The organism is Pantoea sp. OXWO6B1 (assembly GCF_001641135.1).
Classification (GTDB): Bacteria; Pseudomonadota; Gammaproteobacteria; order Enterobacterales; family Enterobacteriaceae; genus Pantoea; species Pantoea allii.
In genome coordinates, this window is the sequence record NZ_LWLR01000001.1 from 1,144,895 (window position 1) to 1,162,764 (window position 17,870).

The window sequence follows — 17,870 nt, forward strand, 5'->3', positions numbered from 1 at the left end:
AACGGGCACTGCTCCGGCAAGGCCAATCGTTATTACACCAACCCACGCAGATGCGTGGGTTTTTTTTGCCTGAAGCACAGGCCTGCCTTCGTCGCCGGCATGGTCAGCCATCGTATCCACGCGGCCTTTCTCTGCGCGCTCGCCTTGCTGACAGCAGACTGGTAAGGTTTCTTAACGCAAACCTTACGGTTTGGCGATGGAAAGTCGTAACACAAGTAGCTGATAATCTTTGCTGATGCCGTTTCGATGAATCCTCCTCCTGATGAGGATTCCCTTTTTCCTCAATATCTGAAGAGTTCGATGACTACTTACGTCTCCCGTTCCCGTGGTTCCCGCTGGCTGAAATGGCTGCTTCTGCTCATTGTGCTGCTCATTGTCGCCGGCGTGGCCTGGCGTCTGCTGGGCCATAGAGGCGCAGGGGGCAATATGCCCGCTGGTGGTCATGCGCGCCACGCGGGTCCCGGTATGCTGAAGGGCGGTACGACGCTGGTGCACAGCGGCACCGCCAGCACGGCCGATGTGCCGGTCTATCTCAACGCGCCCGGCACGGTTATTCCTAACGCCAGCGTGACAGTCACCAGCCGGGTGGACGGTCAACTGGAAAAGGTTTACTTCACCGAAGGGCAGAAAGTTGAAGCGGGCCAGCTGCTGGCGCAGATCGATCCCCGCAGCTACGAGGCAACGCTGAACCAGTATCAGGGCGAGCTCAGCGAAAACGCGGCATTGCTGAAAAGCGCCGAACTGACGCTGGCGCGCTACCGCAAACTGGCGGCTCAGGACTCCCTGTCCCGACAGGATTTGGATACGCAAATCGCGACCGTGGGACAGTATCGTGGTGCGGTTGCCGCCGATCAGGCCCAGATCGCCAGCGCCAGGCTTAACATCGGCTACGCGCGCATCACCGCGCCCGTCAGCGGTCGGGTAGGGCTACGTCAGGTCGATCCGGGCAATATGATTCAGAGCAGCTCAACCACCGGGCTGGTAACCATTACCCAGATGCAGCCTGCCGCCGTCACTTTCAGCGTGCCACAAAGCCATATCCCGACGCTGGTGAAAGCCCTTCATCACGATCAGACGCTGCCCGCCACCGCCTTCGATCAGGATAACCAGCATGTGCTGAGTCAGGGACAGGTGAAATTTATCAGCAATGAGATCGACACGGCGACCGGCACCATTGCACTGAAAGCGATGTTTGCTAACGACGACGAGGCGCTGTACGCCAACCAGTTTGTGAACGTTCGCCTGCAAACCAGCGTGCTGAAAAACGCCACCATCATTCCGGCGCAGGCGTTGCAGCTGAGCAGCGACGGCAGCTTTGTCTTTATCATCAATAAAGACAACACCGTCACCCGGCAGCCGGTCACCGCAGGCCCGGCGTATGGCGAAGCGTGGCAGGCTGTTCTGCAGGGCGTGAAGCCCGGCGACCGCCTGGTTACAGAAGGGATCGATCGCCTGACCAACGGCAGTAAAGTCGCGGTCGCAGACAGCACTCAACCGACCGCACCTGCCGAGGCCCAATGAATCCGTCACGCCTCTTTATCCTGCGACCGGTCGCCACCATCCTGCTGATGGCCGGCGTGCTGATCGCCGGTATTTTTGCCTACCGGTTTCTCTCCACCTCGGCGCTGCCGCAGGTCGATTACCCGACCATCCAGGTGACAACGCTCTATCCCGGCGCGAGTCCGGATGTCATGGCCTCGACGGTGACTTCGCCGCTGGAGCGCCAACTGGGGCAGATGTCGGGACTCAGCCAGATGACCTCGACCAGCTCCAGCGGATCGTCCATCATCACGCTGAAGTTCAGCCTGGATCTGTCGCTGGACGTGGCCGAACAGGAGGTGCAGGCCGCCATTAACGCAGCCAGTAATCTGCTACCGACCGATCTGCCGAATCCGCCCACCTATAAGAAAGTCAATCCGGCCGACAGCGCGGTGATCACCTTAGCTGCCAGCTCGGACACGCTGCCACTGACGCAGGTTCAGGATCTGGTGAATACGCGCGTGGCACTGAAGCTGTCACAAATTTCCGGCGTGGGCATGGTGACGCTCGCGGGCGGCCACCAACCGGCGATTCGTGTGCAGATGAACCCACAGGCGCTGGCGGCCCACGGCCTGACGCTGGAAGACGTGAATACGTTAATCAGCAACAGCAATGTCAAAGGTTCCAAAGGTGGATTTGACGGTCGCTATCACTCGGTGACGATCGATGCCAATGACCAACTGCGCACCGCTGCCGAATACGGCAACCTGATCCTGACCTACCAGAACGGGGCGGCGCTGAGGCTGAAGGATATCGCGCATATAGAACAGGGGCCGGAGAACAGCTTTCAGTCTGCCTGGGCCAACGGCAGCCCGGCTATCGTAATCGGCGTGCAGCGTCAGCCCGGGGCCAATGTTATCCAGGTGGTCGACAGCATCAAGGCGCAGTTGCCGACGCTGCAGGCCGCGCTGCCCGACGGCGTGAAAATGACGGTCCTGTCCGATCGTACCCAGACCATTCGTGCTTCCATCAGCGACGTGCAGTTTGAGCTGATGCTCTCGATTGCGCTGGTGGTGATGGTGACGTTTCTGTTCCTGCGCAACGTGGCAGCGACGCTGATTCCCAGCGTGGCGGTGCCGCTCTCGCTGGTGGGAACCTTTGGCGTCATGTATCTCGCGGGCTTCAGCCTCAATAACCTGTCGCTGATGGCGCTGACCATCGCCACCGGCTTTGTGATCGACGACGCGATTGTGGTGGTCGAGAACATTTCCCGACGGCTGGAAGCGGGCGAGCCACCGATGGAAGCGGCGTTAAAAGGATCGCAGCAGATTGGCTTTACCATTATCTCGCTGACCTTTTCCCTGATTGCGGTGCTGATTCCGCTGCTGTTTATGGGCGATGTCGTAGGACGCCTGTTTCGCGAGTTTGCCATCACGCTGGCGGTGTCCATTCTGGTCTCGATGCTGGTCTCGCTGACCTTAACGCCAATGCTCTGTGCCTACCTGCTGCGCCATATTCCGCCAGAGAAACAGTCCCGCTTTGCGCGCAAAGGTGGCGAGATTTTCGATCGGCTCATTCGCGGCTATGATCGCCTGCTGACCCTGGTGCTGGATCATCAGAAACTGACGCTGCTGGTGGCGCTGGCGACCTTTGCCCTGACCGCGCTGCTGTATATGATTGTCCCGAAGGGCTTTTTTCCGATCCAGGATACCGGGTTGATTCAGGGCGTAACGGTGGCTTCTCAGGACGTTTCCTTTACGGAGATGGCGAAGCGTCAGCAGGCGCTGTCTGCGGTGATCATGCAGAACCCGGCGGTCGAGAGCGTCTCTTCGACAATTGGTATTGATGGCAATAACACCAGCCTGAACAGTGGTCGGTTACAGATCAACCTGAAGCCCTTTGGTCAGCGCGATGACAAAGCCGCTGCGATCATCAAACAGCTCCAGCAGGCAGCAACAGGCGTGGTCGGCATTCAGCTCTACCTGCAACCGGCACAGGATCTGACCGTCAACGATCAGGTCACGCCGAGCCAGTATCAGTTCACCCTTGATGATGCCAACAGCGAAGACCTGGTGACCTGGTCGCCGAAACTGGTGGCGGCCTTGCAGAAACGGCCTGAGTTCAACGGCGTGGTCAGCAACCTGCAGGATCAGGGCCGGGTCGCTTATGTCGAACTGAACCGGGACAAAGCCGCGCGCGTTGGCGTCACCGCCGCGGACGTGGATACCGCGCTCTACAACGCGTTTGGGCAGCGTCTGGTCTCGACGATCTTTACCCAGTCGAATCAGTATCGCGTGGTACTGGAAGTTGCACCGCAGTACCAGCAAAGCCCGGCCTCATTTGATGATGTGTTTCTGAAACCCTCTGCCAGCACGAGCAGCAGCGCATCAGGCAGTACGTCCACCAGCACCAGCAGCACGGAAACCACGTCAACTTCGACCGCCAGCAGTCCCACGGCAACAACGACCAGCAGCAGCGGCATGGTCAAACTCACCTCCATCGCCACGATCCACCAGCGGACCGGTTCGCTGATGCATATGCGGCTGAATCAGTTCCCGGCGGTGATGATCTCCTTCAACCTGAGTGACGGCTATTCGCTGGAAGATGCGCAGAACGCCATTAGCGAGGTGACTGCACAGCTGCATCTGCCGTCGGCAGTGACGCTGCGTTATCAAGGGGAAACCTCGGCGTTTCAGAGTGCCACCAGTAACACGTTGTGGCTGATCCTGGCGGCGCTGCTCACGATGTATGTGGTGCTGGGCATTCTGTACGAAAGTTTTATTCATCCGGTGACCATTCTCTCGACGCTGCCCTCGGCGGCGGTCGGCGCGCTGTTAACCCTGCTGCTGGCCAATACGGCGTTCAGCCTGATTGCGCTGATTGGGGTCATTCTGCTGATCGGCATCGTCAAGAAGAACGCCATTATGATGATCGACTTTGCGCTGGAGGCCGAAAATAAGCAGCATCTTTCGCCCCGGGACGCGATTCACCAGGCCTGTTTGTTGCGTTTCCGGCCCATCCTGATGACCACCATGGCGGCGCTGCTGGGCGCGCTGCCGCTGATGCTGGCCTCCGGATCGGGCGCAGAACTGCGCCAACCGTTGGGGCTGGTGATTGTCGGCGGATTGATCGTCAGCCAGGTGCTGACCCTGTTTTCTACCCCGGTCATCTATCTGTGGTTTGACGGCATCGCCCAGCGCGGCAATGCCTGGGTGAAACGCCGACAGCAACAGGCGCGGAGCGGGCAATGAACCTGACCCGGCTGTTTATCTTCCGCCCGGTCACCACGCTGCTGCTGACGATGGCGATCCTGCTGCTCGGCGTGCTGGGCTACCGCCTGTTGCCGGTGGCCCCGCTGCCGCAGGTGGATTTCCCCACCATTATGGTTAACGCCAGCCTGGCCGGTGCCAGCCCGGAAACGATGGCGGCAACCGTTGCCACCCCGCTGGAACGGTCGCTGGGACAGATTGCCGGCATTACCGAGATGACCTCGAACAGTTCACAGGGCACCAGCACCATCATTTTGCAGTTTGAACTTAATCGCGATATCAACGGCGCGGCACGTGACGTACAGGCGGCGATCAACGCCGCACGCAGCCTGCTGCCGAGCGCGATGGCGTCGCTGCCGACCTACCACAAAGCCAACCCGTCGGATGCGCCGATTGTGATGCTGGCGCTGACCTCCGCCACCCGCACGCCGGGGGAACTCTACGATCTGGCCGAAAGCAAAATCGAACAGGCGATGGGGCAGGTCAAAGGCGTGGGTGATGTGTCGCTGATGGGGAGCGCACTGCCCGCGGTGCGCATCGATCTGCAGCCGCGTAAACTCATCCATGCGGGTATTTCGCTTGATACGGTGCGCAGCGCAGTGGCCAACAGCACCAGTAATCTGCCCAAAGGCTCGCTACAGGGCAGCAGCCAGTCGTGGATGGTGGACGGCAATGGACAGCTGGACAAGGCAGCCAGCTATCGCAACCTGATTATCAGCAACAAAGACGGCAATGTCGTGCGCCTGGGCGACGTCGCCAGCGTGTACGATTCGGTGGAGGACCGCTATCAGGCGGGCTTCCTCAATGCTCAACCGGCGGTCATGGTGGGCATCAAGCGCCAGGCGGGCGCCAATATGCTGGACACCATTGACGCCATCAAAGCCCAACTGCCAGCCCTGGAAAAAGATCTGCCTGCCGATACCCAGCTGAAGGTGGTGGTGGACCGTTCGCCGGGCGTGCGCGCCTCGCTTTACGATACCGAAGAAACGCTGCTGATTGCCGTGCTGTTGGTTATTGCGGTGGTGTTTGTCTTTTTACGCAACCTGCAGGCCGTCATGATTCCGGCCCTGGCGTTGCCGGTCTCGCTGATCGGAACCTGTGCGGTGATGTACCTGCTGGGCTACAGCCTGGATAACCTCTCCCTGATGGCGCTCATCATCTCGACCGGCTTTGTGGTCGATGACGCCATCGTGGTGCTGGAAAACATCACCCGCCATATTGAAGCCGGACATCGCCCGTTGCGAGCGGCACTGCGCGGTGCGCGCGAGGTCAGCTTTACCGTACTGTCGATGACGGTATCGCTGATCGCCGTGTTTATTCCCATCCTGCTGATGGGCAGCCTGCTGGGTAGGCTGTTTCGGGAGTTTGCCATCACCTTGACCGTGTCTCTGCTGATTTCGATGTTTGTTTCGCTGAGCCTGACGCCAATGCTCTGCGCACGGCTGCTGAAGCCGAAACCCAGCGTATATAAGCGCCCGCATCCGTTCTATCAGTTGATTGAAAATCAGTTAAACCAAGCACTTGCGGCTTACTCTCGTGGCCTGGACTGGGTGATGCGCCATCAGAAACTGACCCTGTTCAGCCTGCTGCTCACCGTACTGCTTAACCTGTTTCTTTATACGGTGGTGCAAAAGGGTTTCTTCCCGGAACAGGATACCGGCCTGCTGATGGGAGCCTTACGGGCGGATCAGAATATTTCGTTTCAGGCGATGAAGCCCAAAATGCTGCAGTTCACCAACATTATTCGGTCCGATCCGGCGGTTGAAAGCGTGATGTCGTCCATGGGCAGCGGGATGTTTGGCTCGCGCAACAACGCCGACTTTTTTGTCCGGCTAAAAGATTTTGATCAGCGTGATGCCACGGCCAGCGAAGTGGCCAACCGGTTAAGTCAGAAAACCAGTAAGATCCCCGGTGCGCAGCTGTTTCTGATGGCGGCGCAGGACCTGCACATCGGCGGACGCAGCGCCAATGCCAGCTACCAGTACAGCCTGCAGGCGGACGACCTTGCGCTGCTGCGCGAATGGACGCCCAAAGTCCAGGCGGCGCTGGCGGCGATTCCGCAGCTCAACAGCGTCGATTCCGATGCGCAAACCGGCGGTCAGGAAGTGATGCTGACTATCGACCGCGACCGGGCGACCCAACTGGGCGTGAATGTGAAGATGCTGGACACCATGCTGAATAACGCCTTCAGCCAGCGCCAGATTGCCACGCTGTACCACACGCTGAATCAGTATCATGTGGTGATGTCGCTGCAGGACAGCGATACCCGCGATCCGGCGATTCTGCAGCAGCTTTACGTGATTAACGATAACGGCGATCGCATTCCGCTGTCGGCCTTTGTCAGCTTCGCGGGCGGCAATGCCCCGCTGACGGTGACACATCAGGGACAGTCTGCGACCAGCACCATCGCCTTTAACCTGAATGACGGCGTGTCGCTGGAGCAGGCGGAGGCGCTGATCAAGCAGGCGATGGCCCGGCTTGGCTTGCCCTCAACGATTCAGGCGGGCTATGCCGGGACGGCGGCCGAGTTTAACCAGTTAACCGCCACAATGCCGTGGCTGATTGTGGCGGCACTGGTGGCGGTCTATATCGTCCTCGGCGTGCTGTATGAGAGCTACATTCACCCGCTGACCATTCTGTCGACCTTGCCCTCGGCGGGCGTGGGCGCGCTGCTGTTACTGTTACTGACGAACACCCAGCTCACGATAATCGCGCTTATCGGCATTATCCTGTTGATCGGTATTGTGAAAAAGAACGCGATTATGATGATCGACTTTGCCATCGATGCCGAGCGGCGGCTGGGCATGTCGCCACAGCAGGCGATTACCCAGGCCTGCCTGATGCGCTTCCGTCCCATAATGATGACCACGCTGGCCGCCTTCTTCGGGGCGCTGCCGCTGGCGTTGGGCAGCGGCGGCGATGCCGACCTACGCAGCCCGCTCGGCATTGCCATCGCCGGGGGATTAGCGCTGAGCCAGCTGCTGACGCTGTTTACCACGCCGGTCATTTATCTGTGGCTCGATCGCCTGAGCCGTGCCACTCAACGTCAATGGCGTCGTCTGCGCCATGCGGAATCCTGAATCATGAAATCACTTATTCCCGCCGTGCTGGTGGTGCTGTTGAGCGGTTGTACTGTCGGCCCTGATTATCAACGCCCGACGATGGCTATGCCGGTTCACTACAAAGAAGCGAAAGGCTGGCAGCAGGCCACGCCGCAGGACGACCAGCACAAAGGCGCATGGTGGACGGTGTATCAGGATGCCACGCTAAGCAGCCTGCTCAGCCAGGTCAGCATCTCTAATCAGAATGTGGCGGAATATGCGGCGCAGTATCGTCAGGCCCAGGCGCTGGCGGCACAGTCTCGTGCAGCGCTGTTTCCCACCTTAGGCTATGACGCCAGCACGACGCGGAGCGGCAGCCACGGCGCTACCGACAGTACGCGCACCACCAGCAGCAGCCATCAGGCTGCACTGAATGCCAGCTGGGAGCTGGATTTATGGGGCAAACTGCGTCGAACGCGGGAAGAAAATCAGGCCAGCGCGCAGGCCAGCGCCGCCGAGCTGGCCAATATTACGCTGAGCGCCCAGGCCGAGCTGGCGGAGGACTACTTCCAGTTGCGCATCATGGACGAAAAAATTGCGCTGTATCAGCAGAGCATTGCCGCCTATCAACGCTATCTGAGGGTGATACAGAACCAGTATCAGGCGGGGACAGAATCGCGCGCCACGGTGGCTCAGGCGCAGCAACAGTTGGAGAGCGCCAGCGCTTCGGCACAGGATTATCAGTGGCAGCGCGCTCAAATGGAACATGCTATCGCCCTGCTGGTGGGCAAAGCGCCTGCGGATTTCAGCCTGCCTGTGGCAACGCTGATGGCGACGCTGCCCGCGGTTCCCGGCGGCTTACCGTCCGAACTGCTGCAGCGTCGCCCGGATATCGCCTACGCCGAGCGTAAAATGGCGGCATCCAACGCGGCGGTCGGTGTGGCGGTTGCGGGTTATTATCCCGATCTCACTCTGAGCGCCAGCGGCGGCGTGAGTGCCTCTGCGCTGCATAACCTGTTCGCCTTACCTAACCGCGTCTGGTCGTTGGGGCCAGAGCTAAGCGGCACGCTGCTGGACTTCGGCGCGACCTCGGCCAGTGTTGAGCAGGCCCGCGCCGCCTATGATGCCAGCGTGGCGAACTATCGGCAGACGGTGCTGACGGCGATGCAGGACGTTGAAGACCGGCTGGTGGAGCTGAATACCCTGCAGGGCGAAATCGCCGCGCAGCAGCGCGCCACCGCCGCCGCGCAGACCTCGGCCCAGGTCACGCGCAATCAGTATGAGGCCGGGATGATTGACTATCTGGATGTGGCGACAACGGAAAACAGCAGCCTGAGCGCACAACAAAGTTTACTGACGCTAAAAAGCACCCAGTGGGTGAGCAGCGTGGCACTTATCGCAGCGCTGGGCGGCGGCTGGCATACCGCACCCTGAAGGCGGACATCGCGCTGAATTCTGCCAATAATCAGTTGTCGATTCCGCCTAAATCCTGCATCGTGAGTGGCTGTTTTTCATGATGCTAAGGAGCCGGCATGTTATTCACTTTTTTCCGCCTGGTATTTCGCCTGCTGTGGCGGGTGGAATTACGGGGCGATACCGCTGAACTGCATAAGCAGAAGGTGCTGATTACGCCCAATCACACCTCGTTTCTGGATGGGGCGCTGCTGGCGCTGTTTCTGCCCATCAAACCGGTTTTTGCGATCTATTCGTCGATCAGCGATCACTGGTTTTTACGTCTGATCAAACCCTATGCGGATTTCGTCCCGCTTGACCCCATGAAGCCGATGGCGCTGAAGCAGCTGGTGCGGCTCATCGACAGCGGTCGCCCGGTGGTGATTTTCCCCGAGGGCCGCATTACCGTCACCGGATCGCTGATGAAGATCTACAGCGGGGCAGGCTTTGTGGCGGCAAAATCTGGTGCAACCGTGGTGCCGATGCGCATTGAAGGCGCAGAATTTACCCCCTTTGGTCGCCTGGCGGGCGTCTTTAAGCGCCGTTTGTTCCCCCGCATTACCCTGAACATTTTACCCGGCACCCATATTCCAATGCCTGAGGCGAAGCGCGCCCGTGATCGTCGCGTGCTGGCCGGTGAGCACCTGCACCATATTATGATGGAAGCGCGCATGGCCGTGCGCCCGCGGGAAACCCTGTTCGAGGCCTTTCTCAATGCCCGCCAGCGCTACGGCGCCTTTAAACGCTGCATTGAAGACGTAAATTTCAAACCCGACAGCTACACCGGCTTACTGAAAAAAGCCCTGGGCGTTGGCCGTATTCTGGAACGTTACAGCCAGCCCAAAGAATATGTCGGACTGCTGCTGCCCAACGCGACGGTCACGGCGGCGGCAATCCTGGGCGCGTCCCTGCGCGGGCGCGTGCCCGCGATGCTGAATTACACCGCAGGCGTCAGCGGTATGCGCGCGGCGCTCACCGCCTCCCAGGTGAAAACGGTGTTTACCTCCCGCCAGTTTCTGGACAAAGGTAACCTGTGGCACCTGCCGCAGGGTCTGACAGAGGTGCAGTGGATTTACCTGGAAGATCTGAAAGAGACCGTGACGCTCAAGGACAAGCTCTGGATACTGGCGCACCTGATTGTGCCGCGCCAGGCCCAGGTGGCGCAGCAGCCTGAAGAGGCGGCGATGGTGCTGTTTACCTCAGGATCGGAAGGTCATCCCAAAGGTGTGGTGCACTCCCACAAAAGCCTGCTGGCCAACGTTGAGCAGATCCGTACCGTGGCGGACTTTACGCCGCGCGACCGCTTTATGTCGGCCTTGCCGCTGTTTCATGCTTTCGGCCTGACCGTAGGGCTGTTCACGCCACTGATGACCGGCGCGCAGGTGTTTCTTTATCCCAGCCCGCTGCACTACCGGATTGTGCCGGAGCTGGTTTATGACCGTAACTGCACTGTGCTGTTTGGCACCTCGACGTTTCTGGGCAACTATGCCCGCTTTGCTCAGCCCTATGACTTTGCGCGCCTGCGCTACGTGGTGGCCGGGGCGGAGAAGCTGCAGGAGAACACGCGCCAGCTGTATATGGACAAGTACGGTATCCGTATTCTGGAAGGTTATGGCGTGACCGAATGCGCACCGGTGGTGGCGATCAACGTACCCATGGCCGCCAAAGCGCATACCGTTGGCCGCATCCTGCCCGGGATGGATTCTCGTCTGATGTCGGTGCCGGGCATTGAAAACGGCGGTCGCCTGCAACTGCGTGGCCCCAACATCATGAAGGGCTATCTGCGGGTCGAAAACCCCGGCGTGCTGGAAACCCCGGCGGCCGATAACGGCGAAGGGCAGATGGAAGCAGGCTGGTACGATACCGGCGATATCGTCAGCTTTGATGATGGCGGCTTCTGCCAGATTCAGGGGCGCGCCAAACGCTTTGCGAAAATAGCTGGCGAGATGGTGTCGCTGGAGGTGGTGGAGCAAATCGCCCTGAAAGCCTCACCGGATAAACAGCATGCTGCCTCGCTACGCCCTGACGGTAATCGTGGTGAAGCATTAGTGCTGTTTACTACCGACAGCGCACTGGCGCGTGACGGCCTGCAAAAAGCCGCCCGCGAGCTGGGAGCCGCCGATCTGGCCGTGCCGCGCGATATCCGCGTCGTAAAAACGTTGCCCTTACTCGGCAGTGGTAAACCTGACTATGTCACCCTGAAAAAAATGGCGGAAGAGGAACAGGCATGATGGTAGAACGTGATGCGCCGTTATTGTCGCGCGGCATGATAGCGGTAATGGTGGCGCAGTTTTTCTCGGCGTTTGGCGATAATGCCCTGCTTTTTGCCACTCTGGCGCTGTTGAAAAACCAGTTCTATCCCGACTGGAGCCAACCGGTCCTGCAGATGCTGTTTGTCGCGACCTATATCCTGCTGGCCCCCTTTGTGGGGCAGATGGCTGACAGTTTTGCCAAAGGCCGGGTGATGATGTTTGCCAACAGCCTGAAGCTGCTGGGCGCGATGATCATCTGCTTTGGTTTTAATCCTTTCCTGGGTTACACCCTGGTGGGGATCGGCGCGGCGGCGTATTCGCCCGCCAAATACGGCATCCTCGTGGAAATTGCCCATGACGAGAAGCTGGTTAAAGCCAACGGACTGATGGAAGCCTCGACCATTGCGGCCATCCTGCTCGGTTCTGTCGCGGGCGGCATTCTGGCGGACTGGAATCTGGTTGCCGCGCTGGCGGTCTGCGCCCTGACCTATGCCGTGGCGGTAACGGCAAACCTGTTTATTCCCAAACTGCAGGCTGCACGTCCCGGCCAGAGCTGGAACTTTGCCGCGATGCTGCGCAGTTTTAGCCGCGCGACGCGCGTGCTGTGGCATAACCCCGAAACGCGCTTTTCCCTGCTCGGCACCAGCATGTTCTGGGGCGCTGGCGTCACGCTGCGTTTTCTGCTGGTGCTTTGGGTGCCGGTGGCGCTGGGTATCCAGGATAACAAAACCCCAACCACGCTGAATGCCATGGTGGCGATAGGGATCGTGGTCGGCGCGGCGCTGGCGGCCAGGCTGGTGACGCTGGAAACCGTGCGCCGCTGTATGCCTGCCGGTGTGCTGATTGGGGTGATGGTAGTGATTTTCTCGCTGCAACATACCATGCTGAATGCTTACCTGCTGCTGCTGGTGATTGGCGTACTGGGTGGTTTCTTTGTGGTGCCGCTTAACGCGCTGTTGCAGGAGCGAGGCAAACAGAGCGTCGGCGCTGGCAATGCGATTGCGGTGCAGAACCTGGTTGAAAACACCGCCATGTTGGTGATGCTTGGGCTGTATACCTTAGCCATTCGGGCCGGTGCGCCTGCAGTGGCAACTGGCATCGGCTTCGGCGCGCTGTTTGCGCTGGCGATTACCGTACTGTGGCTGTGGCGTCCGTCCTCCCGCACCTGATGTAACAACGGCAGGGCGCGCTGGCCCTGCCGTTATCTCCCTTTCTTCTTCCTCTTCCTGACGCTGTCGCCAGTGAAACGGTGTCTCTTTTTTGGCGACGTTTTATATTTACTATTCAAAATAATATAGTTTATTTGGTTATTGTTTTTTTCTGTTATTTTATTTTAATTACCATAACTTTTTGCAATGAATAATTAATTTAAACTTGAAATCGAATTCAAGGTTAAAAAATTTGAAATAAATATTTATTTATTATTGCCGATTAATTTCTGGCTTCCTTTGAGAATTCACTCGGGGAAAGAAAGGAGCTTGGTTTAATGAATATGACGCAAAGACTCTCTCTGGCTTTTTCACTTCTGGCAGGTTCGTTAATTATTCTAGGGATCGTAACCATTTCACTTCTCTCAGGTTTTCAGGCGAGATTTGAATATGTGCAGGTAAACACAATTGATTCGCTCAAAGTGCTGAATCGGTTGGTAGATGAAAGTAATCGCCTCTCTGTGGCGTTATATCGACATCAGACCGAAGATGAGAGCGGTAAACTGGCCAGCCTTGAAACGGTGATTCAAAAACGTATTGAGGATATTTCGACATTAACGAAATATTATTTCGATAATGATATTACCAATGACGAAGATCGGGCGATGACGGATAAGTCACTCCGGCTGATCGATGCCGTTAAACAAAGTCTGCCAGCGTTTCTCACGGCCTCCCGGTCGCATCAGAATGCACTCAGCCTGTCGTTGTTAAGTGATGGTGAAGGCATTGGTGGCGCCATCACTCAGCTCAAAAGCAGTTATCGCAATCAGTTCGAGTTCAACAGCAAAATTGGTGAAGCGTTACGTCAGCAAAACCAACATATTTATCAGTTGACCAAATGGGGCATGGTGGCCGGTATCGCACTGGCGATTATCGGCCTGGGCATGTTGACGATTTTAACCATCATGCGCGTCCGGCACAGCCTGAACGCCATTGGCGAGCTGATGGAGCGTGCCAGCACCCATCTTGATCTTTCCCTGAAGGCCGATGACAGCCGACGTGATGAAGTTGGCATCATGGCGCGGTCTTATAATCGTCTGATGGAAAGCATCTCCGCCGCCTTGCATGCGGTCAGCAGCGCTTCACAGTCGGTCAGCAGTGCGTCGGGCCAGATTGCGGCGGGCAATGAGGACTTGTCTGCCCGTACGGAAGAGCAGGCTGCCTCGCTGGAGCAAACCGCGGCCAGCATGACCCAAATCAGCGAAACCGTCAGGCAGACCGCAGACAACACGCGCCAGGCAAGCCACCTTGCAGAAAACACGCGCAATCTCTCCGACACCAGTTCAGCCGCGCTCAATACGATGCTGGAGACAATGCAGGCGATTCGTGACAGCTCGGGTAAGGTGGGGGAAATTATTACCCTGATTGAAGGCATTGCGTTTCAGACCAATATTCTGGCGCTGAACGCGGCGGTCGAAGCGGCACGCGCAGGGGAACATGGGCGCGGCTTTGCGGTTGTGGCGGGCGAAGTACGCAATCTGTCGCAGCGGTCCACCACCGCCGCCCGTGAAATCAAAGCGCTGATTCAGACGTCCAATGGGTTGATCGCATCGGGAACGTCCCAGGCGGATAACGTGAATCACAATATGGAGACGATGCGCGGTGCGGTCAGTCAGGTCACCGATCTGGTTAACGAAATCGCCGCTGCGGCCACCGAGCAGAGTCAGGGCATTTCGCAGGTTCATCAGGCGGTTAATCAGATGGACGATGTGACTCAGCAGAATGCGGCCCTGGTCGAAGAAGCCTCAGCCGCGTCGCTCTCTTTACAGGAGCAGGCTGATACGCTTGCTGCGCTGGTGCGGAAGTTTACGCTCGCAGGTCCGCAGGCGGCGGTAGTCATGCCTCGGGCTAAACCCGCAGCCGTTGTGGCATCCAGACCGGCGCTGGCCCTGGCGGCAGGCGGGCAGGATAACTGGCAAAGCTTTTAAGAGGACAGGTCTGAAAGCAGAGTAACAGGTCGGCGGTGAGAAGGGCGAATCCGTATTTACGCCAGGCCGAAAGCCGCGTGCGCACTCAGCAGTGCGCACGCTTTTTTTATCAACGACGCAGCGCGATCGCTTCAATCTCAATCTTCACGTCTTTTGGCAGACGGGCCACTTCCACGCAGGAACGCGCCGGGAAGGGCGCATTATGCTCGGTAAAAAAGGCTTCGTAGGTGGCGTTTACGGTGGCAAAGTCATTCAGATCTTTCACGAATACCGTGGTCTTCACGATATCGGCAACCTTCAGGCCCGCCGCTTCCACGATCGCCTTCACGTTTTCCAGCGACTGGCGCGCCTGTGCTGAGACGTCTTCGGCGACGTCGCCCGTGGCCGGGTTCACCGGAATCTGACCCGAGGTGATGATCATGCTGCCGAGATCAACGCCCTGCACGTATGGGCCGATAGCCGCTGGGGCTTTTTCCGTACTGATTTCACGAGACATCATTTCTCCTTAGATAAAGGCCGTGGCAGCAAAGGCGCTGCCCGCCATAAAACGCGGTTCATTATAAGCGCGGCAGGGCCGATTAAAAGTGACCCAATACCACATGACGGGCGAACTCTTTCTCACAGTATTTACATTTCAGGTGCACCTCATCGGCGCGATGCTTCACGGCAAAGCTGGAGCACACCGGTTCGCTGCGGCTGATGCAGTTGCTGTTCGGACAGGTCAGTACCCGGTCTATCCGGTCCGGCAACGTGGGCGCGATCTTGGCGACCACTTCATAATCATCAATGCGGTTGACGGTGGCGTGCGGCGCATAAAACGCCAGCTGATTGATCTGATCTTCCGTAAGGTAAGTGTTTTCGATCTTAATCAGATCTTTGCGGCCCATCTCACCGGAGGGCAGGTTCAGGCCGATGGTGATGCGCTGGTCGGTTTCGGTCAGACGAAACAGCGACAGGAGCTTAAAGCCCACCTGCGCAGGGATATGGTCGATAACCGTGCCATTTTTGATGGCTTCAACCTGCAGTTTGTTATCCTGGCTCATACTGTCACTCCTTACAGGGCGGTGTCGCGGTTTAAGACCAGTGCCAGCAAAGCCTGGCGTGCGTAGATGCCGTTACCGGCCTGCTGGAAGTACCAGGCGTACGGCGTGCTGTCCACGTCGGTGGTGATTTCATCAATGCGCGGCAGCGGATGCAGCACCTTCATGTTATCGCGGGCACCGTTCAGGTCTGCCGCGCGTAAAATAAACTGCGCTTTGACGTTGGCATATTCGGACGGATCGAGCCGCTCTTTCTGCACCCGCGTCATGTAGAGAATATCCAGCTCCGGCATCACCTCTTCGAAACTGTCGTGGCGTGACCAGGCAATATTCTGCTCATCCAGCATATCCGTAATATAGGCCGGCATCGCCAGCGCATCCGGGGCGATAAAGAAGAAGCGGTTGCCGTCAAACTTGGCCAGCGCCTGGGTCAGCGAGTGCACGGTGCGACCATATTTCAGATCACCAACCATCGCCACGTTCAGGTTGCTGAGTCGGCCCTGGGTTTCATGGATGGTAAACAGGTCCAGCAGGGTTTGCGTGGGATGCTGGTTTGCCCCGTCTCCGGCATTCAGAATCGGAATGCCATTGGAAAACTCCGTAGCCAGTCGCGCAGCGCCCTCCTGCGGGTGACGCATTACAATGGCATCCACGTAGGTGCTGATCACGGAAATGGTATCGGCCAGGGTTTCCCCTTTTTTGCCCAACGAGGTATTGCTGCCGTCGGCAAAGCCCACTGCGGACGCGCCCAGGCGATGTATCGCGGTTTCAAATGACAGTCGGGTGCGGGTCGAGGCTTCGAAGAAGCAACTGGCTATCACGTTATGCTTCAGCAGTTCCGGCTGAGGGTGGTTTTTTAGCTGCGCAGCGGTGTGCAGCACCAGCTCCAGCTCGTCGCGGCTGAGATCGTTAATTGAAATGATATGCTTGCGATATAGCGGGTTAGCCATAGCTCTCTCCTCTGCGCGGCCGGATAACGGACAAAAAAAAGCCCCTTATACAGGGGCTTTTTTAAGATCGGTTCGATGACGGAAAGAAACAGCGGTGCCGCCTGCATTGAGGCGAGGTAGCGCGTCACATTGTCCACGATGCTGTTGCATGTTTCCTCCGGCAAATTGTGGCGCATTATACGCCATCAGGAATGGGCATCAAGGAAAAATCGCGCAGCAGGTAAACGTTTGCGGTTGCCCGATCAGCGCTGTCCCAGGGTGGCTACCATCACCGCTTTAATGGTGTGCATACGGTTTTCCGCCTGGTCAAAGACGATGCTGTGTGCCGATTCGAAGACGTCATTGCTGACTTCCATTCCATCCTGCAGGCCATACTGTTCCGCCATCTGACGGCCCAGCGTGGTCTGATCGTCATGAAATGCCGGTAAGCAGTGCAGAAATTTCACCTGCGGGTTGCCGGTCAGCGCCAGCATTGCACTGTTCACCTGGTAGTTGCGCAGCAGGGCAATGCGTTCTTCCCACACTGCTTTCGCTTCACCCATGGAAACCCAGACATCTGTATAGATGAAATCGGCACCTTTAACGCCTTCGGCGATATCGTCTGTCAGCGTGATTTTGCCGCCGGTCTTCTCTGCGACCTGACGGCATTGTGCCACCAGTCCGGCTTCCGGCCAGCAGCTTTGTGGCGCGACCATACGCAGATCTAAGCCAACCTGCGCGGCGGCTTCCAGCATGCTGTTGCCCATGTTGTTACGCGCATCACCCACGTACACTAGCGTCATCTCGCTGAGCGGCTTGCCTGGCAGGTGTTCCTGCATGGTCAGCAGATCGGCCAGCAGCTGCGTTGGGTGGAACTCGGTGGTCAGGCCGTTCCAGACCGGTACACCGGCATGTTCAGCCAGGGTTTCGACCAGCGCCTGGCCGTAACCACGGTACTGAATGCCGTCATACATGCGGCCCAGCACGCGCGCGGTATCTTTCATCGACTCTTTATGGCCGATCTGGCTACCGCTTGGGCCGAGGTAAGTCACGTTTGCACCCTGATCGTATGCGGCAACTTCGAAAGAGCATCGGGTACGGGTCGAGTCTTTTTCGAAGATGAGCGCGATGTTTTTGCCTTTCAGGTATTGGGTTTCACTGGCGGTTTTTTTTGCGCGTTTTAATTCGGCGGACAGGCTCAGCAAATAGTCAATTTCCGCCGGGGTAAAATCCAGCAGCCTGAGGAAATGACGTTGATACAACTGACTCATA

General features: G+C 58.0%; 11 protein-coding genes. 7 read left to right on the forward strand and 4 right to left on the reverse strand.

Annotated elements, in window-relative coordinates; genetic code table 11:
- The first annotated feature begins 300 nt into the window (after positions 1 to 300).
- The 7 genes from A6A26_RS07615 (at position 301) to A6A26_RS07645 (ending at position 14,629) form a co-directional block, all read left to right on the forward strand.
- Entirely contained in the window at positions 301 to 1,521 is a 1,221-nt protein-coding gene (locus A6A26_RS07615; protein ID WP_063878177.1) for an MdtA/MuxA family multidrug efflux RND transporter periplasmic adaptor subunit, read from the forward strand.
- Complete coding sequence (locus A6A26_RS07620) at positions 1,518 to 4,730, forward strand: efflux RND transporter permease subunit (protein WP_063878178.1); 3,213 nt, start codon at positions 1,518 to 1,520, stop codon at positions 4,728 to 4,730. The genes A6A26_RS07615 and A6A26_RS07620 overlap by 4 nt, the downstream gene beginning before the upstream one ends.
- Complete coding sequence (locus tag A6A26_RS07625; RefSeq protein ID WP_063878179.1) at positions 4,727 to 7,828, forward strand: efflux RND transporter permease subunit; 3,102 nt, start codon at positions 4,727 to 4,729, stop codon at positions 7,826 to 7,828. The genes A6A26_RS07620 and A6A26_RS07625 overlap by 4 nt, the downstream gene beginning before the upstream one ends.
- A gap of 3 nt (positions 7,829 to 7,831) precedes the next feature.
- Positions 7,832 to 9,223: an efflux transporter outer membrane subunit gene (locus tag A6A26_RS07630; RefSeq protein WP_063878180.1), complete on the forward strand. Its 1,392-nt coding sequence runs from the start codon at positions 7,832 to 7,834 to the stop codon at positions 9,221 to 9,223.
- Positions 9,224 to 9,321: 98 nt separating this feature from the next.
- On the forward strand, positions 9,322 to 11,472 hold the full coding sequence (aas, locus tag A6A26_RS07635) for a bifunctional acyl-ACP--phospholipid O-acyltransferase/long-chain-fatty-acid--ACP ligase (protein ID WP_063878181.1): 2,151 nt from the start codon (positions 9,322 to 9,324) through the stop codon (positions 11,470 to 11,472).
- Entirely contained in the window at positions 11,469 to 12,662 is a 1,194-nt protein-coding gene (gene lplT / locus A6A26_RS07640) for a lysophospholipid transporter LplT (RefSeq protein WP_063878182.1), read from the forward strand. The genes aas and lplT overlap by 4 nt, the downstream gene beginning before the upstream one ends.
- A gap of 317 nt (positions 12,663 to 12,979) precedes the next feature.
- On the forward strand, positions 12,980 to 14,629 hold the full coding sequence (locus tag A6A26_RS07645; protein WP_063878183.1) for a methyl-accepting chemotaxis protein: 1,650 nt from the start codon (positions 12,980 to 12,982) through the stop codon (positions 14,627 to 14,629).
- 109 nt (positions 14,630 to 14,738) lie between these two features.
- Here A6A26_RS07645 and ridA read toward each other — a convergent pair whose 3' ends face one another.
- The 4 genes from ridA to argF all read right to left on the reverse strand — a co-directional run bounded on the left by ridA (position 14,739) and on the right by argF (position 17,869).
- On the reverse strand, positions 14,739 to 15,125 hold the full coding sequence (ridA, locus tag A6A26_RS07650) for a 2-iminobutanoate/2-iminopropanoate deaminase (RefSeq protein WP_014606727.1): 387 nt from the start codon (positions 15,123 to 15,125) through the stop codon (positions 14,739 to 14,741).
- A gap of 82 nt (positions 15,126 to 15,207) precedes the next feature.
- Positions 15,208 to 15,672, reverse strand: a complete 465-nt coding sequence (gene pyrI, locus A6A26_RS07655) for an aspartate carbamoyltransferase regulatory subunit (RefSeq protein WP_063878184.1) — start codon at positions 15,670 to 15,672, stop codon at positions 15,208 to 15,210.
- Between the two features lie 11 nt (positions 15,673 to 15,683).
- A complete protein-coding gene (gene pyrB, locus A6A26_RS07660) occupies positions 15,684 to 16,619 on the reverse strand; it encodes an aspartate carbamoyltransferase (RefSeq protein WP_063878185.1) in 936 nt (311 codons plus the stop codon).
- Positions 16,620 to 16,861: 242 nt separating this feature from the next.
- Complete coding sequence (gene argF, locus A6A26_RS07665) at positions 16,862 to 17,869, reverse strand: ornithine carbamoyltransferase (protein WP_063878186.1); 1,008 nt, start codon at positions 17,867 to 17,869, stop codon at positions 16,862 to 16,864.
- Position 17,870: the final 1 nt, after the last annotated feature.

What these genes read in the sequence shown, in the direction of transcription:
- pyrI (WP_063878184.1), bottom strand. Translation starts at nt 15,672, where the DNA reads ATGAGCCAGGATAACAAACTGCAGGTTGAAGCCATCAAAAATGGCACG.
- pyrB (WP_063878185.1), bottom strand. Translation starts at nt 16,619, where the DNA reads ATGGCTAACCCGCTATATCGCAAGCATATCATTTCAATTAACGATCTC.
- A6A26_RS07620 (WP_063878178.1), top strand. Translation starts at nt 1,518, where the DNA reads ATGAATCCGTCACGCCTCTTTATCCTGCGACCGGTCGCCACCATCCTG.
- argF (WP_063878186.1), bottom strand. Translation starts at nt 17,869, where the DNA reads ATGAGTCAGTTGTATCAACGTCATTTCCTCAGGCTGCTGGATTTTACC.
- A6A26_RS07630 (WP_063878180.1), top strand. Translation starts at nt 7,832, where the DNA reads ATGAAATCACTTATTCCCGCCGTGCTGGTGGTGCTGTTGAGCGGTTGT.
- A6A26_RS07625 (WP_063878179.1), top strand. Translation starts at nt 4,727, where the DNA reads ATGAACCTGACCCGGCTGTTTATCTTCCGCCCGGTCACCACGCTGCTG.
- aas (WP_063878181.1), top strand. Translation starts at nt 9,322, where the DNA reads ATGTTATTCACTTTTTTCCGCCTGGTATTTCGCCTGCTGTGGCGGGTG.
- A6A26_RS07645 (WP_063878183.1), top strand. Translation starts at nt 12,980, where the DNA reads ATGAATATGACGCAAAGACTCTCTCTGGCTTTTTCACTTCTGGCAGGT.
- A6A26_RS07615 (WP_063878177.1), top strand. Translation starts at nt 301, where the DNA reads ATGACTACTTACGTCTCCCGTTCCCGTGGTTCCCGCTGGCTGAAATGG.
- ridA (WP_014606727.1), bottom strand. Translation starts at nt 15,125, where the DNA reads ATGTCTCGTGAAATCAGTACGGAAAAAGCCCCAGCGGCTATCGGCCCA.
- lplT (WP_063878182.1), top strand. Translation starts at nt 11,469, where the DNA reads ATGATGGTAGAACGTGATGCGCCGTTATTGTCGCGCGGCATGATAGCG.